The 16219-nt window shown below is 38.5% G+C and carries 15 protein-coding genes; 3 read left to right on the top strand and 12 right to left on the bottom strand.

The genetic code is table 11. The features are described 5' to 3' along the window. Positions 1-60 precede the first annotated feature (60 nt). From mnmG to LACDD01_RS08915, 10 genes are all read right to left on the bottom strand, one after another. A complete protein-coding gene (gene mnmG, locus LACDD01_RS08960; RefSeq protein WP_061414535.1) occupies positions 61-1935 on the bottom strand; it encodes a tRNA uridine-5-carboxymethylaminomethyl(34) synthesis enzyme MnmG in 1875 nt (624 codons plus the stop codon). 154 nt (positions 1936-2089) lie between these two features. Beyond that, complete coding sequence (locus tag LACDD01_RS08955) at positions 2090-2638, bottom strand: hypothetical protein (RefSeq protein ID WP_061414532.1); 549 nt, start codon at positions 2636-2638, stop codon at positions 2090-2092. A gap of 142 nt (positions 2639-2780) precedes the next feature. Beyond that, positions 2781-3152, bottom strand: coding sequence for a DUF1033 family protein (locus tag LACDD01_RS08950; RefSeq protein ID WP_017370585.1), 372 nt, complete (start codon positions 3150-3152; stop codon positions 2781-2783). An 85-nt stretch (positions 3153-3237) separates the two neighbouring features. Then, complete coding sequence (locus LACDD01_RS08945) at positions 3238-3639, bottom strand: Mini-ribonuclease 3 (protein ID WP_017370584.1); 402 nt, start codon at positions 3637-3639, stop codon at positions 3238-3240. Beyond that, entirely contained in the window at positions 3632-4984 is a 1353-nt protein-coding gene (cysS, locus tag LACDD01_RS08940) for a cysteine--tRNA ligase (RefSeq protein ID WP_061414529.1), read from the bottom strand. The genes LACDD01_RS08945 and cysS overlap by 8 nt, the downstream gene beginning before the upstream one ends. Next, complete coding sequence (gene cysE / locus LACDD01_RS08935; protein WP_017370582.1) at positions 4968-5567, bottom strand: serine O-acetyltransferase; 600 nt, start codon at positions 5565-5567, stop codon at positions 4968-4970. The genes cysS and cysE overlap by 17 nt, the downstream gene beginning before the upstream one ends. A gap of 63 nt (positions 5568-5630) precedes the next feature. Next, positions 5631-7910 (bottom strand): polyribonucleotide nucleotidyltransferase, encoded by a 2280-nt coding sequence (pnp, locus tag LACDD01_RS08930; RefSeq protein WP_061414526.1) that lies wholly within the window; start codon positions 7908-7910, stop codon positions 5631-5633. 372 nt (positions 7911-8282) lie between these two features. Beyond that, complete coding sequence (locus LACDD01_RS08925; RefSeq protein WP_019294350.1) at positions 8283-9059, bottom strand: ABC transporter ATP-binding protein; 777 nt, start codon at positions 9057-9059, stop codon at positions 8283-8285. A 1-nt stretch (position 9060) separates the two neighbouring features. Beyond that, on the bottom strand, positions 9061-10080 hold the full coding sequence (locus tag LACDD01_RS08920) for a FecCD family ABC transporter permease (protein ID WP_061414523.1): 1020 nt from the start codon (positions 10078-10080) through the stop codon (positions 9061-9063). Continuing rightward, a complete protein-coding gene (locus tag LACDD01_RS08915; protein WP_061414520.1) occupies positions 10058-10999 on the bottom strand; it encodes an ABC transporter substrate-binding protein in 942 nt (313 codons plus the stop codon). The genes LACDD01_RS08920 and LACDD01_RS08915 overlap by 23 nt, the downstream gene beginning before the upstream one ends. Positions 11000-11430: 431 nt before the next feature. Here LACDD01_RS08915 and LACDD01_RS08910 point away from each other — a divergent pair, with 431 nt between their 5' ends. Further along, positions 11431-12396, top strand: a complete 966-nt coding sequence (locus tag LACDD01_RS08910) for a ribose-phosphate diphosphokinase (RefSeq protein WP_017370577.1) — start codon at positions 11431-11433, stop codon at positions 12394-12396. A 192-nt stretch (positions 12397-12588) separates the two neighbouring features. Here LACDD01_RS08910 and LACDD01_RS08905 read toward each other — a convergent pair whose 3' ends face one another. Beyond that, positions 12589-12963: a hypothetical protein gene (locus LACDD01_RS08905; RefSeq protein ID WP_017370576.1), complete on the bottom strand. Its 375-nt coding sequence runs from the start codon at positions 12961-12963 to the stop codon at positions 12589-12591. A 452-nt stretch (positions 12964-13415) separates the two neighbouring features. Here LACDD01_RS08905 and LACDD01_RS08900 point away from each other — a divergent pair, with 452 nt between their 5' ends. Together LACDD01_RS08900 and LACDD01_RS08895 are read left to right on the top strand one after the other, a co-directional pair. Continuing rightward, a complete protein-coding gene (locus LACDD01_RS08900) occupies positions 13416-14534 on the top strand; it encodes a cysteine desulfurase family protein (RefSeq protein WP_061414517.1) in 1119 nt (372 codons plus the stop codon). Between the two features lie 3 nt (positions 14535-14537). Continuing rightward, a complete protein-coding gene (locus LACDD01_RS08895) occupies positions 14538-14882 on the top strand; it encodes a DUF1831 domain-containing protein (RefSeq protein ID WP_017370574.1) in 345 nt (114 codons plus the stop codon). Positions 14883-15000: 118 nt separating this feature from the next. Here LACDD01_RS08895 and tuf read toward each other — a convergent pair whose 3' ends face one another. Further along, on the bottom strand, positions 15001-16188 hold the full coding sequence (gene tuf, locus LACDD01_RS08890) for an elongation factor Tu (protein ID WP_003133474.1): 1188 nt from the start codon (positions 16186-16188) through the stop codon (positions 15001-15003). Positions 16189-16219 lie beyond the last annotated feature (31 nt).

The raw sequence follows: 16219 nt of genomic DNA, 5'->3' as shown, positions 1-16219 counted from the left end.
CCGTTGTCACGTTCACAGACTATAAAAAACCAGACACTTTGGGGGCTGGTTTCTTGTTTTTTATCTTTTTCCTTCAAGATAAACCATCAAAATGGAAATATCGGCAGGATTTACTCCTGAAATACGACTCGCTTGGCCTAAAGTTTCAGGATTTATTTTCTTGAATTTTTGGCGTGCTTCCGTTGCGATACTGTCTAATGCATCCCAATTCATATTTTTAGGAATACGTTTAGCTTCTAAACGGTGCATCTTTTCAACTTGTTCTTTTGCTTTTTTGATGTATCCCTCATAGGTAACTTCTGTTTCAATAAGTTCAATAACAGTTCGATCAAGTTTCTCAGAAGATTCACCGACAAATCTAACTACATCAGAATACTTCACTTCAGGACGTTTTAAAAATTCAATACCCGTCAAAGCATCTTTGATTGGCCCAAATCCCATCATCCCAAGTTTTTCTTGCGTATCGGCAAGTGGTTTAAGTTTTTCTTTATTGAGACGAGCAATCTCTGTTTGGTAAGAAGTTAGTTTATCTTGGAAAGCCTCCCAGCGTTCGTCACCAACTAAGCCAATTTCTCGTCCAATAGATGTCAAACGCATATCTGCATTGTCATGGCGTAAAATCAAACGATATTCAGCACGAGAAGTCAGTAAACGATAGGGTTCTAAAGTTCCTTTAGTCACAAGATCATCAATCATTACACCGATATATGCATCACTTCGTTTAAGGATGAGCTCTTCTTTACCTTGAACTTTAAGACTTGCATTGATTCCTGCAACCAAACCTTGTCCAGCTGCTTCTTCATAGCCAGATGTACCATTTGTTTGTCCTGCAGTGAAAAGTCCTGAAACTAGTTTCGTTTCCAGTGTTGGACGGAGCTGGTGAGGTAATACCACATCATATTCGATAGCATAGCCAGTACGCATCATTTTTGCATCTTCTAAACCAGGAATAGAACGGACCAAATCAAACTGAACATCTTCCGGTAAACTTGTGGATAAACCTTGGATGTATACTTCTTCTGTATTCCGCCCTTCTGGTTCTAAGAAAAGTTGGTGACGGGGCTTATCTGCAAAGCGTACAACTTTATCTTCTATAGAAGGACAATAACGCGGGCCGACACCTTTGACAATCCCTGAAAACATTGGAGCACGGTGCAAATTTTCTTGTATAATCTCATGTGTTGTCTTACTTGTATACGTCAGCCAACAAGGAATTTGCTCTGTAAGGTAATCTTCATCTTTTGACAAAAAGCTAAAGTGATTAGGCTTTTCATCCCCTGGTTGAATCTCTGTCGCATCGTAATTAATACTTGATGAGAGTACACGTGGTGGCGTTCCTGTTTTAAAGCGTCCAATTTCAAAGCCCAAATTGCGTAAGTTATCAGCCAAGCTGACAGAGGCTAGCGAATTATTTGGTCCTGAGGAATATTTAAGCTCACCGATGATAATTTCACCACGTAAAGCAGTTCCTGTAGTAACAATAACTGCTTGGGCAGCATACTTCGCCCCCGTTGTAACTTTTACGCCTGTTACTTTTCCATCATCAACCAAAATTTCTTCGACCATAGCTTGACGTAAGGTTAGATTCTCTTGATTTTCTACTGTATGCTTCATTTCTTGCGAATATAGTGCCTTGTCTGCTTGTGCACGTAAGGCACGGACAGCAGGCCCTTTACCGGTATTCAACATCTTCATCTGAATATAGGTCTTGTCAATATTTCGCCCCATTTCGCCACCTAAGGCATCAATTTCACGAACAACTATTCCTTTGGCAGAACCTCCGATTGAAGGATTACAGGGCATGAAAGCAACCATGTCGAGATTAATTGTTAATAGAAGGGTTTTGGTGCCCATACGAGCTGAAGCGAGTGCTGCTTCTACACCAGCATGTCCCGCGCCGATCACTATGACATCATATTTTTCTTGAAATTCCATAATTTCTCCATTTTTACAAAACAAAAAGCCAAAGCCAGTGAAAAATACATGCTAAAAAGCACATATCTTCCCGAGCCTTGACCATCGAGTTTTTATGATAGGACTATTTTAACTCTTTTCAAAAATTTTTTCAAGAGTATTTTCCTATTTATTTTTACGATACTGCTTCACCATCACGATACAAGACCAACGAAGCAAGTTCCTCTACTGTTAGTGCTGAGCCTTCTGGTAGTATTCTGTCTTTTTCTCGAGATGTCGGATCATATTTGCCAGAATAATCAATCGTGCCGTTCCTTAATTTGACCGGAATAGGTGTGCCTTTAGGATATATTTCAAATCGGGAACCATTTTCAGGAGCAATACCTTCCAAATACATCCACAAATAAATCTGTCCTGTTTGTTCATTTATACCTCCATATTGGAGATAAAAATCCCGTTTCTGCTTCGTCACTTTTGAATCCAAAACACGTGCTCTTCTGCCATCAATATCACTTTCATAATTAACCCAATCCCCATGAATAGTTTCAAAATTTCCCATCTTTATTTGCTCAATATTAACTGTTTTTGCTGGGCTGTATTGGTCTGCTTTCGCAAACTCTATTGTTGGCGCGACAACAGAATGTTCATCCTGTTTCACAGCAAAAATTAAAAGAACAGCAGTAAGAACTAATGTAACGTCTGTGATAACAAGCAGTTTTTTCAAGGAAAGCTCCTTTCCATTTCGATTAGAATTTGATTATAAAATAATTATAACAAAATAACTTAATCTTCAATAACGTTTTACTTGGAGACTTTTTGACATTAAAAGACTTCTAGCTTAATGGCTAAAAGTCTTTTATACTTGATTAATTTTTATCCCAAAATTTATTACAAAATTTAGGAGGTAATTCTCCAGAAGATTTACCATACGCCCAGCGTTTTTTCTCTACTGGAAGTACATGCCAATCTTCTAAAAGCATCAAACTTTGATAGCGTTGGAGATATCCTGCGCATTCTTCACACCAGATCTCATCTCCACTTCTCCAGAATGCAGCTAAAAGGTCATCTTGGCTTTTAAATTCTTTATAGCTTTTTGCCATTTTTAGCCATTCACTTTTGTACTTTTTCAAAGCTTGATAGAAGTCTTCATATTCATCTACTGATTGAATATCTTTTTGCCAGTCTTCAAAAAACCACCATGGTTCATCATAGCCTGACATTGTGATTACTCTATACATATTTCTTGTCCAGCTTCTTTTCTTTAATATACATCTCTTGTTATGTATTGTAACGAAAAAATATGCTTTTGAGAAATATTTTGCACTATTTTACAGATATGTCAATATTCTTAATGCAAAACGCAGCAAACTCCTCTAAACGTTCGGTCTTTTTAGTCAAGTGTAAGAAACCTACAACTGCTTCGAAGCCTGTAGATATACGATAAGTCACAACATCTGTGTTTTTCGCTGTTGTTTTAGAGTGCGCATTTCGCCCACGCTTGAAATAAAGAAGTTCCTCTTCTGTTAGAAAGTCAACGTCTTCCATTTTACGAATTAAGGCAGCCTGTGCTTTAGCGGAAACATATTGCGTGGCTTGTCGCTGAAGTTCTCCAGGTTTGGTTAATCCTTTATCGAGGAGATAATCTCTAACGAAAACTTCATAAACAGCATCTCCGATATAGGCGAGTGCTACACCATTTAATAACTCTGCATCTTTTTTATTCACGATGCCACCTCACACCTTGAGCAGTATCTTCAAGCACAATCCCTTGTGCCTTTAATTCATCACGAATCTTATCTGCTTGAGCAAAATCTCGTGCTGCTCTTGCCGCTTGTCTTGCTTCGATTAAGTCTTCAATTTCAGCATCTAATCTTGTATCTTGATTTTCAAAACGCAAACCGAGAATTAAGAGAACATCCTCAAAGAAGGCTTTAACTTCTAATCCACCATTTCCCTTATTTACCCAAGTGATAAAGTTATAAAAAACAGTTAAACCATTCGCAATATTAAAGTCCTCATCCATTGCTGTTTCAAACTCTGCTTTGAATTTAGCAAGAACTTCTAAGTCAGCCTGACCTTCTACTTCAAGATTGCGGTAAGCATTTTCAATCTTCTTGACATTATTTTCTGCATCTTGTACGGCTTCATCTGTAAAGTTAACAGGTCGGCGATAATGAGTCGTAGCCAAGAAAAAGCGGAGAACTGTTGGACTTACTACGTCGAGCATTTCATGCACGGTTTTAAAGTTTCCTAAAGACTTAGACATTTTTTCACCGCTAACATTTACAAATCCATTGTGCATCCAGTAGTTCACAAATTTTTTACCTGTTTTAGCTTCTGATTGCGCAATTTCATTGGTATGATGAGGAAACTCCAGATCAGCTCCTCCCGCATGTATATCTAAAGTATCCCCTAAAAGGTCACTGCTCATCACTGAACATTCGATGTGCCACCCTGGACGTCCTTCACCCCAAGGGCTTGACCAAGAAATTTCGTCTTTTTTCGCGGATTTCCATAAGGCAAAATCCGCTGGGCTTTCTTTACGTACTGTTTCTTCATCTGTTCGACCAGAAGCGCCTTGCAGCAGTTCTTCTAAATTTTTATTTGCGAGCTTAGCATAACCTTTTGATTTTGCAACACGGAAATAGACATCGCCTTCGGCTTCGTAAGCGAACCCTTTATCCACTAAATCTTGAATAAAGGTAATCATCTTGTCGATATAGTTAGTTGCTCTTGGATTTACCGTTGCACGTTTAACATTGAGAGCATCTGTATCTTGATAAAATGCGGCAATATATTTGTCGGATAATTCAAGTGGTGTAAGATGTTCCTGAGAGGCTCCTTTGATAATTTTATCATCAACATCTGTAAAGTTAGAGACGTAAATCACTTCAAAGCCTCGGTATTCCATATATCTACGGATTAAATCGAAAGCAACAACAGATCGTGCATTCCCGATATGGATATAGTTATAGACTGTTGGTCCACAAACATACATCTTTATCTTATTTTCTTCGAGAGGATGGAACTCCTCGATTTTTCTTGTCATTGTATTATAGATGTGAAGCATGGTAGCTCGCCTCCCTTTTTTCTTCTATGGACGAAATTTTCTCTGAGTCTTTTTGTCCCTTAACTCGAACAACTTTTGCTGGAATACCTACTACTGTAACTTCAGGTGGGACATCACTTACGACAACAGCACCAGCACCGACTTTGGCATTTTCGCCAATTTCGATAGGACCAAGCAGCTGTGAGTGTGCTGATATTAAGGCCCCCTTACGCACCGTAGGGTGACGTTTTCCTTTATCTTTCCCTGTCCCTCCAAGGGTTACTCCGTGATAAAGTTTAACATCTGTTTCTACTATCGCTGTCTCCCCGATAACCAATCCAGAACCGTGATCGATAAAAACTCCGTGGGCAATCGTTGCTCCTGGATGAATTTCGATTTGTGTCCAAAAACGCCAAAACTGTGAATTCATACGCGCCCAAAGTTTAAGATTATGTGTCCACAGCCAATGACTAAAACGATGTGCTGCTAAAGCTTTTACTCCCGGATAAGTCAAGAGAACTTCTAGCCCAGTTCGTGCAGCAGGATCATTTTCTTTTGTGACACGGATGGCTTCCTGCCAAAAGCCTCTCTTTTTATTTTTCATATTCATTTATTATAGCAAAAATCTATAGGAAAAGCGCATTACACTGCGCCTTCCTCCTTTTTATCACTCTGGTCGAGTTGTTGATAATTCTGGAAACTCTTCATCTATGACTGATGCTTTGCGTTCTCGGCGCTCAAATTTAGGACCAGCTGTTTTTTCTTTATGATATCCACGGTGACCATTACCGTTCTTCCCATTACGACGTTCGCGTGGCTTATGCTCAGGTTCTTCATAGCCTTCTGGTTTTTCTAGCAAAGCACGTACTGAGGCATCAACACGACCTTTATCATCAACTTTTGTAATCTTAACTTTAACAACATCTCCAAGCTTCAAAGCATCTTCTACTTTGTTCGTGCGATTCCATGCAAGTTCTGAAATATGTACCATCGCATCAGTATGGCCAAAAAGATGAACAAATGCACCGAATTTTTCGATTCTTACAACCTTTGCTTCATACACATCGCCGACTTTGGCTTCGCGGACCAATTCTGTAATGATTTCTTTCGCACGGTTAATCGCTATCTGATCAGGAGAAAAGATAGAACAAAGTCCATCTTCATCGATGTCAATTTTGACTCCTGTTTCTTCGATGATTTTGTCGATCGTTTCGCCGCCCTTACCAATAACAACCTTAATTTTATCCGCATCAATTTTAATCGTATCAATTTTAGGTGCAGATGGTGCAAGATTTGGACGGGGTTCCGAAATTGTGGCTTCAATCACATCTAATATTTCAAAGCGGGCGCGTTTTGCTTGTGCAAGTGCTTCTGCCAAAATTTCGGCAGTAATTCCTGAAATTTTGATGTCCATTTGTAAAGCAGTAATTCCCTCGCGTGTACCAGCAACTTTGAAATCCATATCGCCAAAGTGATCTTCCAAACCTTGAATATCTGTCAAAATAGTATAGTTGGAGCCGTCTGAGATTAAGCCCATAGCAATTCCAGCTACTGGCGCCTTGATTGGTACTCCTCCAGCCATCAAGGCTAATGTTCCTGCACAAATCGAAGCTTGTGATGAAGAACCATTTGACTCTAGTACTTCCGCAACTAAACGTACAGCATAAGGAAATTCTTCAAGTGACGGCATAACTTGCTCAAGCGCACGCTCACCAAGTGCACCATGCCCTATTTCGCGGCGACCAGGTGCACCATAACGTCCAGTTTCTCCCACTGAATACTGCGGGAAATTATAGTGGTGCATGAAACGTTTTTTATATTCCAGATCCAAGCCATCAATGACTTGTGCTTCCCCCATCGGAGCCAGAGTCAAAGTTGACAAGGCTTGCGTTTGCCCACGTGTAAAGAGAGCTGAGCCGTGTGTAATTGTATTCGGTGTAAAGTCGATTTCTGCTTCTAAAGGACGAATCTCATCGACTTTACGACCATCAGGGCGAATTTTATCCTCTGTTATGAGGCGACGGACTTCTGTATGTTCCATTCCCTCCAGAATCTCAGAAACATCACGCATAATGCGCTCAAACTCTTCATGTTCGGCATAAGCTGTTTCATATTCTGCTTTGACACGATCTTTAACAGCTTGAGTGGCCGCTTCACGCGCAAGTTTTTCTTCTACTTGTACAGCAGCTTGTAAGTCTTTATTATAGTCTGCAATAATTTGGGCTTTCAATGTTTCATCAACACGCAGAAGTTCAACTTCTGCCTTGTTCTTACCAACTTTGGCTACAATCTCATTTTGGAAAGCAATAAGTTCTTTAATCGCTTCGTGTCCTGCAAGGAGGGCATCGAGCATGATTGTTTCTGATAGTTCCTTTGCACCTGACTCTACCATATTGATCGCATCAATATTCCCAGCGACAGCAAGATCCAAATCAGACTTTTGCATCTGTGCAACATCGGGATTAATGATAATTTCACCATTGATATAGCCCACTTCAACACCCGCAATCGGACCGTCAAAAGGAATATCTGAAATAGCTAATGCCAAGGAACTTCCAAACATCGCTGCCATACGCCCACTTGCATTTTCATCATAAGAGAGTACAGTATTGATTACTTGTACTTCATTTCGAAAACCGTCAGCAAACATTGGGCGTATAGGGCGATCAATCAACCGGGCAGTCAGAGTAGCATAAGTGGATGGTCGTGCTTCACGCTTATTAAAACCTCCAGGAAATTTTCCTGCGGCATACATTTTTTCTTCATAATTAACTTGCAAAGGGAAAAAGTCACCGTTTGCCATTTTTTTCGACATGGTCGCTGCAGTTAGCACGGTTGTGTCTCCATAGCGAACAATAACTGCGCCATTGGCTTGCTTGGCAACTTGACCTGTTTCAACAACAAGCTCGCGTCCTGCAAAATTCATTCTGAAAGTTTCTTTTGTCATGTTTTCTCCCACTTTTCGAGATTTCAGTGCTTCTCATTTCTATCCAAAAATCAATTTGCTTTCTCAAAAGTAAACTCATTTTTGTATAGAACAGCACTGTGCCCATTATACTATATTTTTGAGGATAAAAAAAGCTTTGTAAGAGCAATCTATAACGGTTTTAGGCATTCGGGCGCCACAAAAGAAAACGCTCACTTTCCAATGAAATTTTTAACTTCTCTTATAAAACAGATTGTAAAAAATAATCATTCTCTTCATACAAAAAAAGCAACAGTACGTTGCTTTTTGGTAAAGGTATATTTTTACTTTAAGTATCTCAATGCTCTGATTTCCTCTCCATACATTTTCCCATTGTATCAGCTAAGCAGATAACTATTCTCGCTTTTTATCCATTTCATGCCAAAATTTATGTTTTTCAAGCATATAAGCAAGAACATCGGTTTGGTAAACTTGCTCCAAAAAACTTCTAGAAAGTACTTCGTTTGCTTTTCCTTGTTTTACTATTTTTCCCTCATGTAAAACTAGAACATTTTCTGAAAAAGACAGAGCTAAATTAATATCATGAAAAACAGCAATGATGATTTGATTTTGAGCAAAATACTCATCAATATTACGCAACATTTCTAGTTGATAATAAATATCCAAATGATTATTGGGTTCATCCAATAAAACAATCTGAGGGTTCTGTAATAAAGTCCGGGCTAAAAAGACACGCTGCAGCTGGCCGCCAGAAAGTGTTGACAGTTGTTGATCTTTTATCGTATCCAAATCAAATGCGGCTATCACTTCGGCTACACGTGCTTTATCTTGGGCACTTGCCACTGCCATAAATCGTTTTCTCAGCTGGGTGTAGAGTCCCATCATCAAAGTTTCATAGACGGAATAAGAAAAATATACAGCTGGGTTTTGAGAGAGAAGAGCCACTTTTTCTGCTAATTCAATTCTTTTTAATGTGGTCAATGATTGTTCGTTTAGCTCAATTTTTCCTTGATATTTTAGCAAACCAGCTAGACTCTTTAAAAGCGTTGATTTCCCACTACCGTTTGGTCCTAAAATTGCTAACCTTTCCCCTGCCTTGACAGAAAAATTAATATCAGAAAGAATCTCTTTTCCCGAATACTCAACCTTCATATTTTCAACTTTTAACATCTCATACTTGTCCTTTTCTAAAGAAAATATAGCAGAAAAATGGCGCACCAATGAGGGCTGTTACTGCACCAATTGGTAATTCTCTTGTTTGGAAAACACTTCTTGCTACAGTATCTGCAAGAACACAGAGCAAGCCGCCTATAAGTGCTGAGCTTGGAAGAACCCACTTATGTGTCGCACCAAACAAACGACGAGCGATATGAGGTGCAATCAAATCGACAAAACCAATCACTCCCGTCATTGCTACGCTGGCTCCTGTGAGCAAAGTCGATAAGCTAATTAAAATAACTTTCGTCCGTTTGACTTCTACTCCTTGACTCAAAGCAAAGGTATCACCAAAACTCAAAATATCCATTTCTCGGTGAAAGTAAAGTAAGCAGACGAAACTAAAGACAAAGAGTAAAGTGAGGAGCTGTACGTTTTCCCATGAAGCTCCTGAAAAACTCCCCAATTGCCAGAAAATGATACGTTGCATATAATCCGGCGAAAAGGTCATCATTAAGGTTAAAAAAGAATTAACAAACAAAGAAAATACCATTCCCACCAAAATGATAGTTTGATTATCTAATGATTGGGAAAATTGTTGAGCAAAGAGTAAAACGATAAAAACAGTTACAAGTCCAAAAGCAAAGCCCGCAAGGCTCATCGAAATCGAAGTGCTCATAAAATTAATACCGAGTAACATCACAGTCGAAGCGCCTAATGAAGCACCTGATGATACGCCTAAGGTATAGGAAGAGGCTAAAGGATTTTGTAAAAGTGATTGCATCACTGTTCCACTAGCACCCAAGGCTAAGCCGACAAGAAAGCTAAGCAAAATCCGAGGCATGCGAACTTCAAGAAGAATACTTTGCAAAAGAGGAGCAGAATCTTTCCCTCTGCCCAATATCATATTCATTAAATCACCGAATGATATCGGAGCACTTCCTATTTGAAGGCTTAAAAGCATTGCCAGTAAAGACAGGGCCAAAAGCATCACAATAATGCTTATTCTATTCTTATTTGAAGTTTTTGAATACATCAGGATATACCGCTTTTGCCATTTCTGTCATTGCTTTTATTACATGTTGATTAGGAAGCGAGCTTCTTTCGTTATCAATAGAATAAACGGCTTTATTTTTTACTGCCTTCACTTCTTCCCAACCTTTCAATTTTAAAATGTCGTTAATAGGATCCGGAACATATTCAACATTTGTTAATATTACATCTGGATTAGCCATAATTGCTGCCTCTTCTGAAACTTTGATGGCTCCTGTTTCTTTGGCCATCACATTCTCAGCTCCAATTGTTTCAATCATTTCATTGATATAAGTGTCCTTTCCCATACTATAAATTTCTGGGGAAGCCGCGATTTCAAACAGAACACTTTTCTTATGATTTATTTTTGCAGCTTGTTCTTTAAAAGCAGAGATATCCTTCTCCATCTGACCAGTAAGTTGTTCTCCTTTTTCTTTTTGGTTTAAAGCTGTCGCCACGAGACGAATATTGTTTTCAATTTCTTTAAAGTTCTTTTCAGTAGGTAGGACGACAACACTCGTTCCTTTATCTTGTAGCTTCTTAATTTTATCTTCCGATTGGAACAGGGTCAAATCACTCACAAATAAAAGTTCTGGCTTGAGCGCCATTATTTTTTCAAGATCCAAGTTCATAAGGTCTGTCTGCTGCACATTTTCCAAACCCTTAACATACTTGGGGCTTTGCGTATCTACAGCAATGAGTTTATCTTTTTGCCCCAGATCGTTAATCACTTGTGTCACCGCAGGTGAGAGTGACACAACTCTCTGAATATTGTTGGGAATTTTTACTCTCTCACCTTGTGGTGTCGTAATTTCAACTTTAGATGAATTTGCTTCCTGAGTCACGTGTTTATTTTTTGTACATGCTGATAGACTAACCACCATAAACAGCAAACCAATTATCGTTAGTGTTTTCTTTTTCATTTATTCTCCCTCACTAAAAAAAGCTCTCATCATGTAAAGCCCTTATTTTTGAAACCAAGGCCCTTGCTAACAGTGTCACCCACAAATATGACTTAGTCTGGCCCCTCACAGTCATTTAAGTGCTGCTAAGAAGTTACCCTCTTTCCATACTTGCCGCTGTTCTTGTATTATTTTTATTTATCTCATCTTGAGACATAACATTCCTCTTATTTTACCATGTCCACACTTAACTTCGGTAACTAAAACACTTGGCTTACTACAGAGGATATATAAGATAATGAGACAACTCTAAATATCAAACATCTTCCATTAAAAATTTTTTTATTTTAACCCTTACCTATACAACGTGAAACCTTTCACGTAAATAGCGCTATGAAATCCCCCTCAAATTTGATAGAATAGACATATCATAATATTATAGGAGAAAAACTGTGACTTATTCTGACGCACAACTTAAACTTTTTTCACTGAACTCGAATCCTGAATTAGCTGAAAAAATTAGCAAAATTATGGATGTTCCTTTGGGGAAAGTAACTTCAAAACAATTTTCTGACGGAGAAATCATGATTAACATGGAAGAAAGTGTTCGTAATCATGATGTTTATATTATCCAGTCAACAAGTTGGCCAGTCAATGACAACATTTGGGAATTGTTAATTATGATTGATGCTTGCGTCCGTGCATCTGCACATTCTGTCAATATCGTTATGCCATACTTTGGTTATGCGCGTCAAGACCGAACTGCTTCAAGCCGTGAACCAATCACAGCTAAGCTTGTAGCTGATATGCTCGTCAAAGCTGGAGCAGATCGTGTACTCACTTTAGATATCCATGCAGTTCAAGTTCAAGGTTTCTTTGATATTCCTGTCGATAACCTCTTCACTGTACCGCTTTTTGCTGAGTACTACATGAATAAAGGATTGTCTGGCGATGACGTTGTCGTTGTTGCACCTAAAAACTCAGGTATCAAACGCGCGCGTAGTCTTGCGGAATATTTAGAAGCTCCTATTGCCATCGTTGACTATGAAGATGACGATGCAAAACGTGAAAATGGTTATATCATCGGTAATGTTGAAGGGAAAAAAGTTATTCTTATTGATGATATCCTCAACTCAGGTGTAACATTCTCAAATGCTGCTTCTGTCGTGCGCGAAGCAGGTGCTGGAGATGTTTATGCCGTAGCAAGTCACGGTCTCTTCACTAAAACGGCAGCTGACTTACTTGAAAAGTCTGGAATTTGTGAAGTTCTCGTCACAGACTCGGTAGCTACTAAAAATCGTAAACCTAACAATGTAAAATACCTTAGTGTCGATAAACACATGGCAGATGCAATTCTTCGTATTCATGAAGGACGTCCTGTATCTCCGCTCTTCAAATTTGATAAAAATCAAGACTAAAGTCTATTCTGAACAATATTTAAGTTCATTCAGCACCAGCTTTTAGCTGGTTTTTTTATATGAAAAAAAGCCACGCTGGCAAAACGAGACTTCATATTCAGGAAATTTTTATCGATATTTTGATTTGCCATATCCAATATATCATATTTGCTTATCAATAACGTTACCTTTTGTTAACAGAGCTAGAAATGGTTAGCTATCTCTTTTTTTATCATTCTTTTCTTTATAATTTTCTTCCTTTATTTTTTTGTCCTCAAGAGTAAATCCTTTTGATTTGAGATAGAGAAAGAGTTCTTGAAATAATGGATTGATTTGACAAATGAGTTGAAGCATTCGTGCAAAGAAAAAAAGTAAAGAACTATTGATAACAAATTCTATTTCATGGTTGTACATTTTTACATTTGAAAACTTGTAAAACTCGAAAACACCCCAAAAGATTGCTATCGTTACAACATCAATCACTATTCTTTTCTTCAAAGGCGGATCCATTTTTTCGCCATCCTTGAGCCATGTTAATCCTAAAATAATTACAATTAATGCCGAGATACCTAATAAGTTATATTCCATTTGTCTGCTCTTCCTTTCCTATAAGACTGTTTACCAGCTTAAATTTATTATATCCTTCATTATTAGATTGTTCCACTTCGTTTAAAAAATTATACTTTAGCCTTTGTCAGTGTTATAATTGGTATAGGCAGATCACAATAATATAATTAATACATCTTTCAAAGGTCACCTCTCTGCCTAGGTGGCTTTTTTCATAACCTGTACTTACTTTAGTCACTTCTTTCTCCTCTCATAACTTCATTTATCTAAAAAATTAGCGGAAGCGTTCGAATTTCAGAAAAAAAATATAAAACATGGTAATATAGAGATAATGGAAACTTACGATTATCATTAAGCTTTCGTATAGAGTACATAAATAAAATACACACATTTATTAAAAGGTTAAGTTAATAGAACCTTACATGTCCTTGAAATAAGACTTTTAATAGAAACTCGAAAGAGAGGAAAGAACAATTATATATCTAGATAATGCCGCAACAACACCGATACTTCCTGAAGTTGTTGATGTCATGACGGAAGTTCTTGCTAACAATTTTGGCAATCCGTCCAGTACGCACACTTTTGGTCGCCAAGCGAGCCAACTCGTACGTCAGGCACGAGAAACAGTAGCTAAGGCACTTCAAGTTTCACCTGGAACAATTACTTTTACTTCCGGCGGAAGTGAATCCAACTCCACCGCTTTGGTCGGTTACGCTTTAGCCAACCGTCAAAATGGTAATCATATTATCACCACTGCCTTAGAGCATCCATCAGTACTTAATGCCCTTGACTACTTGAAAACACGTCATGGCTTTGATGTTACTTTTGTTCAACCCAAAACTGATGGCTCTTTCCCCGCCCAATTGATTGAAAATGAATTGCGGGAAGAGACAATTCTTGTTTCAATGATGATGGCAAATAATGAAACTGGGCAACTACTTCCCATCAAAGAAGTGGGGCAACTTTTAGAAAATCATCAAGCTGTTTTTCATGTTGATTCAGTACAAACAATGGGTAAAATCCCCGTACATCCTGAGGAGCTAAAAATAGATTTTCTATCAGCTAGTGCTCACAAATTCCATGGTCCAAAAGGTGTTGGCTTTCTTTATCATCGTTCCGGACTAAAATTTGACAGTATTATACACGGCGGCGAACAAGAAGAAAAACGACGTGCAGGTACAGAAAATCTTCATTCTCTTGTGGGCATGGCAAAAGCACTACAAATTGCAACAGATAACATGAGTGCTAATTATGCCCATGTTGAAAAACTGAAAGCTTCACTTCTAGACGATCTTGCAGATATTGAGTATTATACACACGAATTTGGTCCGAGTATGCCACATGTTGTAAATATCGGGTTCCCAGGGAAAAATCATGATTTATTACTCGCAAAACTTGATCTTGCTGGTGTGGCAATTTCAACTGGTTCAGCCTGCACCGCTGGAACAGTTGATCCTTCCCATGTTCTCGAAGCTGTATATGGTAGTGAATCACCAAAACTTAAAGAAAATATTCGTGTTTCTTTTTCAGAACTCAATACTGAAGAAGAAATTCACAATTTTGTTCAAACACTAAAAGAAAGGGCACTATAAAAGATGGCTTTTATTACTGAAAAAAAACTTGAGGGCTGCAAATACAGCTACACATTATCACCAAAAGTTAAGAAATTTACTCTCAAAGACACAACTTTTTCTCAAAATAATATTGGAAACTTTGAATTTAAACGTATACTTGAAGAAGTTCCAAATTCTGGTCAAGGTTTTCTCCTTAAAATTATTATTAATCCTGATTTAACAGGTTTTAAACTATCAGTTACTGATAAATCTGGATTACGTAATGTGAATATCTTTAAAAATGCTAGCGAAATTATCCAAGAAAAATTTTATTTCCAAATGGATACTTTTGTTGATCGTGAAATCTTTATTAAAAATGAAGTCTAAAAAAACTCCCAAATGGGAGCTTTTTTATTTTCTAATCTCAAACCTATTCATCAAAAAAAAACCTCACAAAATGTGAGGTTTTTTAGGAAGTGAGTTCACTTCAATAATTCTTAACGAATTATGCTTTGATTTCAGCTACGATACCTGAACCAACAGTACGTCCACCTTCACGGATAGAGAAAGTAGTTCCTTGTTCGATGGCAACTGGGTGGATAAGTTCAACATCGATGTGAACGTTATCACCAGGCATTACCATTTCAGTACCTTCTGGAAGTTTAACTGAACCAGTAACGTCAGTTGTGTGGAAGTAGAATTGAGGACGGTAGTTGTCGAAGAATGGAGTGTGACGTCCGCCTTCTTCTTTGCTCAATACGTAAACTTCACCTTCGAATTTAGTATGTGGAGTGATTGAACCTGGTTTAGCGATAACTTGACCACGTTCGATTTCGTCACGTTGAACACCACGGAGAAGTACACCAACGTTATCGCCGGCAAGACCTTCGTCAAGTGTTTTACGGAACATTTCGATACCAGTAACGACAGCTTTTTTAGTGTCTTCTTTGATACCAACGATTTCGATTTCGTCGTTGACTTTAACAGTACCACGTTCGATACGACCTGAAGCAACTGTACCACGACCAGTGATTGAGAATACGTCTTCGACTGGAAGCAACAATGGTTTGTCAGTGTCACGTTCTGGAGTTGGAATGTATTCGTCAACGATGTCCATAAGTTCTTCAACTTTAGCAACCCATTGAGGTTCACCGTTCAAAGCACCAAGAGCTGAACCAGCGATTACTGGAGTATCGTCACCTGGGAAGTCGTATTCTGACAAGAGGTCACGTACTTCCATTTCAACAAGTTCCATAAGTTCTTCGTCATCAACGAGGTCAGCTTTGTTAAGGAATACGATAAGGTATTTAACACCAACTTGACGTGAAAGCAAGATGTGTTCACGTGTTTGTGGCATTGGTCCGTCAGTTGCAGCAACTACGAGGATCGCGCCGTCCATTTGGGCAGCACCAGTGATCATGTTTTTAACGTAGTCCGCGTGACCTGGGGCGTCGATGTGGGCATAGTGACGTTTATCAGTTTCGTACTCGATGTGAGCAGTGTTGATAGTGATACCACGTTCGCGTTCTTCTGGCGCAGCATCGATAGATGCGAAATCAGTCGCTTTAGAGTAACCTTTGTCAGACAATACTTTAGAGATTGCAGCTGAGAGGGTAGTTTTACCATGGTCAACGTGTCCGATAGTACCAATATTTACGTGCGGTTTGCTACGGTCGTAAACTTCTTTAGCCATTTTAAAATGTCTCCTTTGAGAAAAAATATAT

The organism is Lactococcus sp. DD01, from assembly GCF_001578715.1.
Classification (GTDB): Bacteria; Bacillota; Bacilli; order Lactobacillales; family Streptococcaceae; genus Lactococcus; species Lactococcus petauri.
This window is presented reverse-complemented; position numbering and strand designations above follow the sequence as displayed.

Bases quoted from the DNA above. Each gene is read 5' to 3' on its own strand.
- cysS (WP_061414529.1), bottom strand. From the start codon at position 4,984: ATGCTTCACATCTATAATACAATGACAAGAAAAATCGAGGAGTTCCAT.
- cysE (WP_017370582.1), bottom strand. From the start codon at position 5,567: ATGAAAAATAAAAAGAGAGGCTTTTGGCAGGAAGCCATCCGTGTCACA.
- LACDD01_RS08920 (WP_061414523.1), bottom strand. From the start codon at position 10,080: ATGTATTCAAAAACTTCAAATAAGAATAGAATAAGCATTATTGTGATG.
- tuf (WP_003133474.1), bottom strand. From the start codon at position 16,188: ATGGCTAAAGAAGTTTACGACCGTAGCAAACCGCACGTAAATATTGGT.
- LACDD01_RS08905 (WP_017370576.1), bottom strand. From the start codon at position 12,963: ATGGAATATAACTTATTAGGTATCTCGGCATTAATTGTAATTATTTTA.
- mnmG (WP_061414535.1), bottom strand. From the start codon at position 1,935: ATGGAATTTCAAGAAAAATATGATGTCATAGTGATCGGCGCGGGACAT.
- pnp (WP_061414526.1), bottom strand. From the start codon at position 7,910: ATGACAAAAGAAACTTTCAGAATGAATTTTGCAGGACGCGAGCTTGTT.
- LACDD01_RS08915 (WP_061414520.1), bottom strand. From the start codon at position 10,999: ATGAAAAAGAAAACACTAACGATAATTGGTTTGCTGTTTATGGTGGTT.
- LACDD01_RS08895 (WP_017370574.1), top strand. From the start codon at position 14,538: ATGGCTTTTATTACTGAAAAAAAACTTGAGGGCTGCAAATACAGCTAC.
- LACDD01_RS08925 (WP_019294350.1), bottom strand. From the start codon at position 9,059: ATGTTAAAAGTTGAAAATATGAAGGTTGAGTATTCGGGAAAAGAGATT.
- LACDD01_RS08950 (WP_017370585.1), bottom strand. From the start codon at position 3,152: ATGTATAGAGTAATCACAATGTCAGGCTATGATGAACCATGGTGGTTT.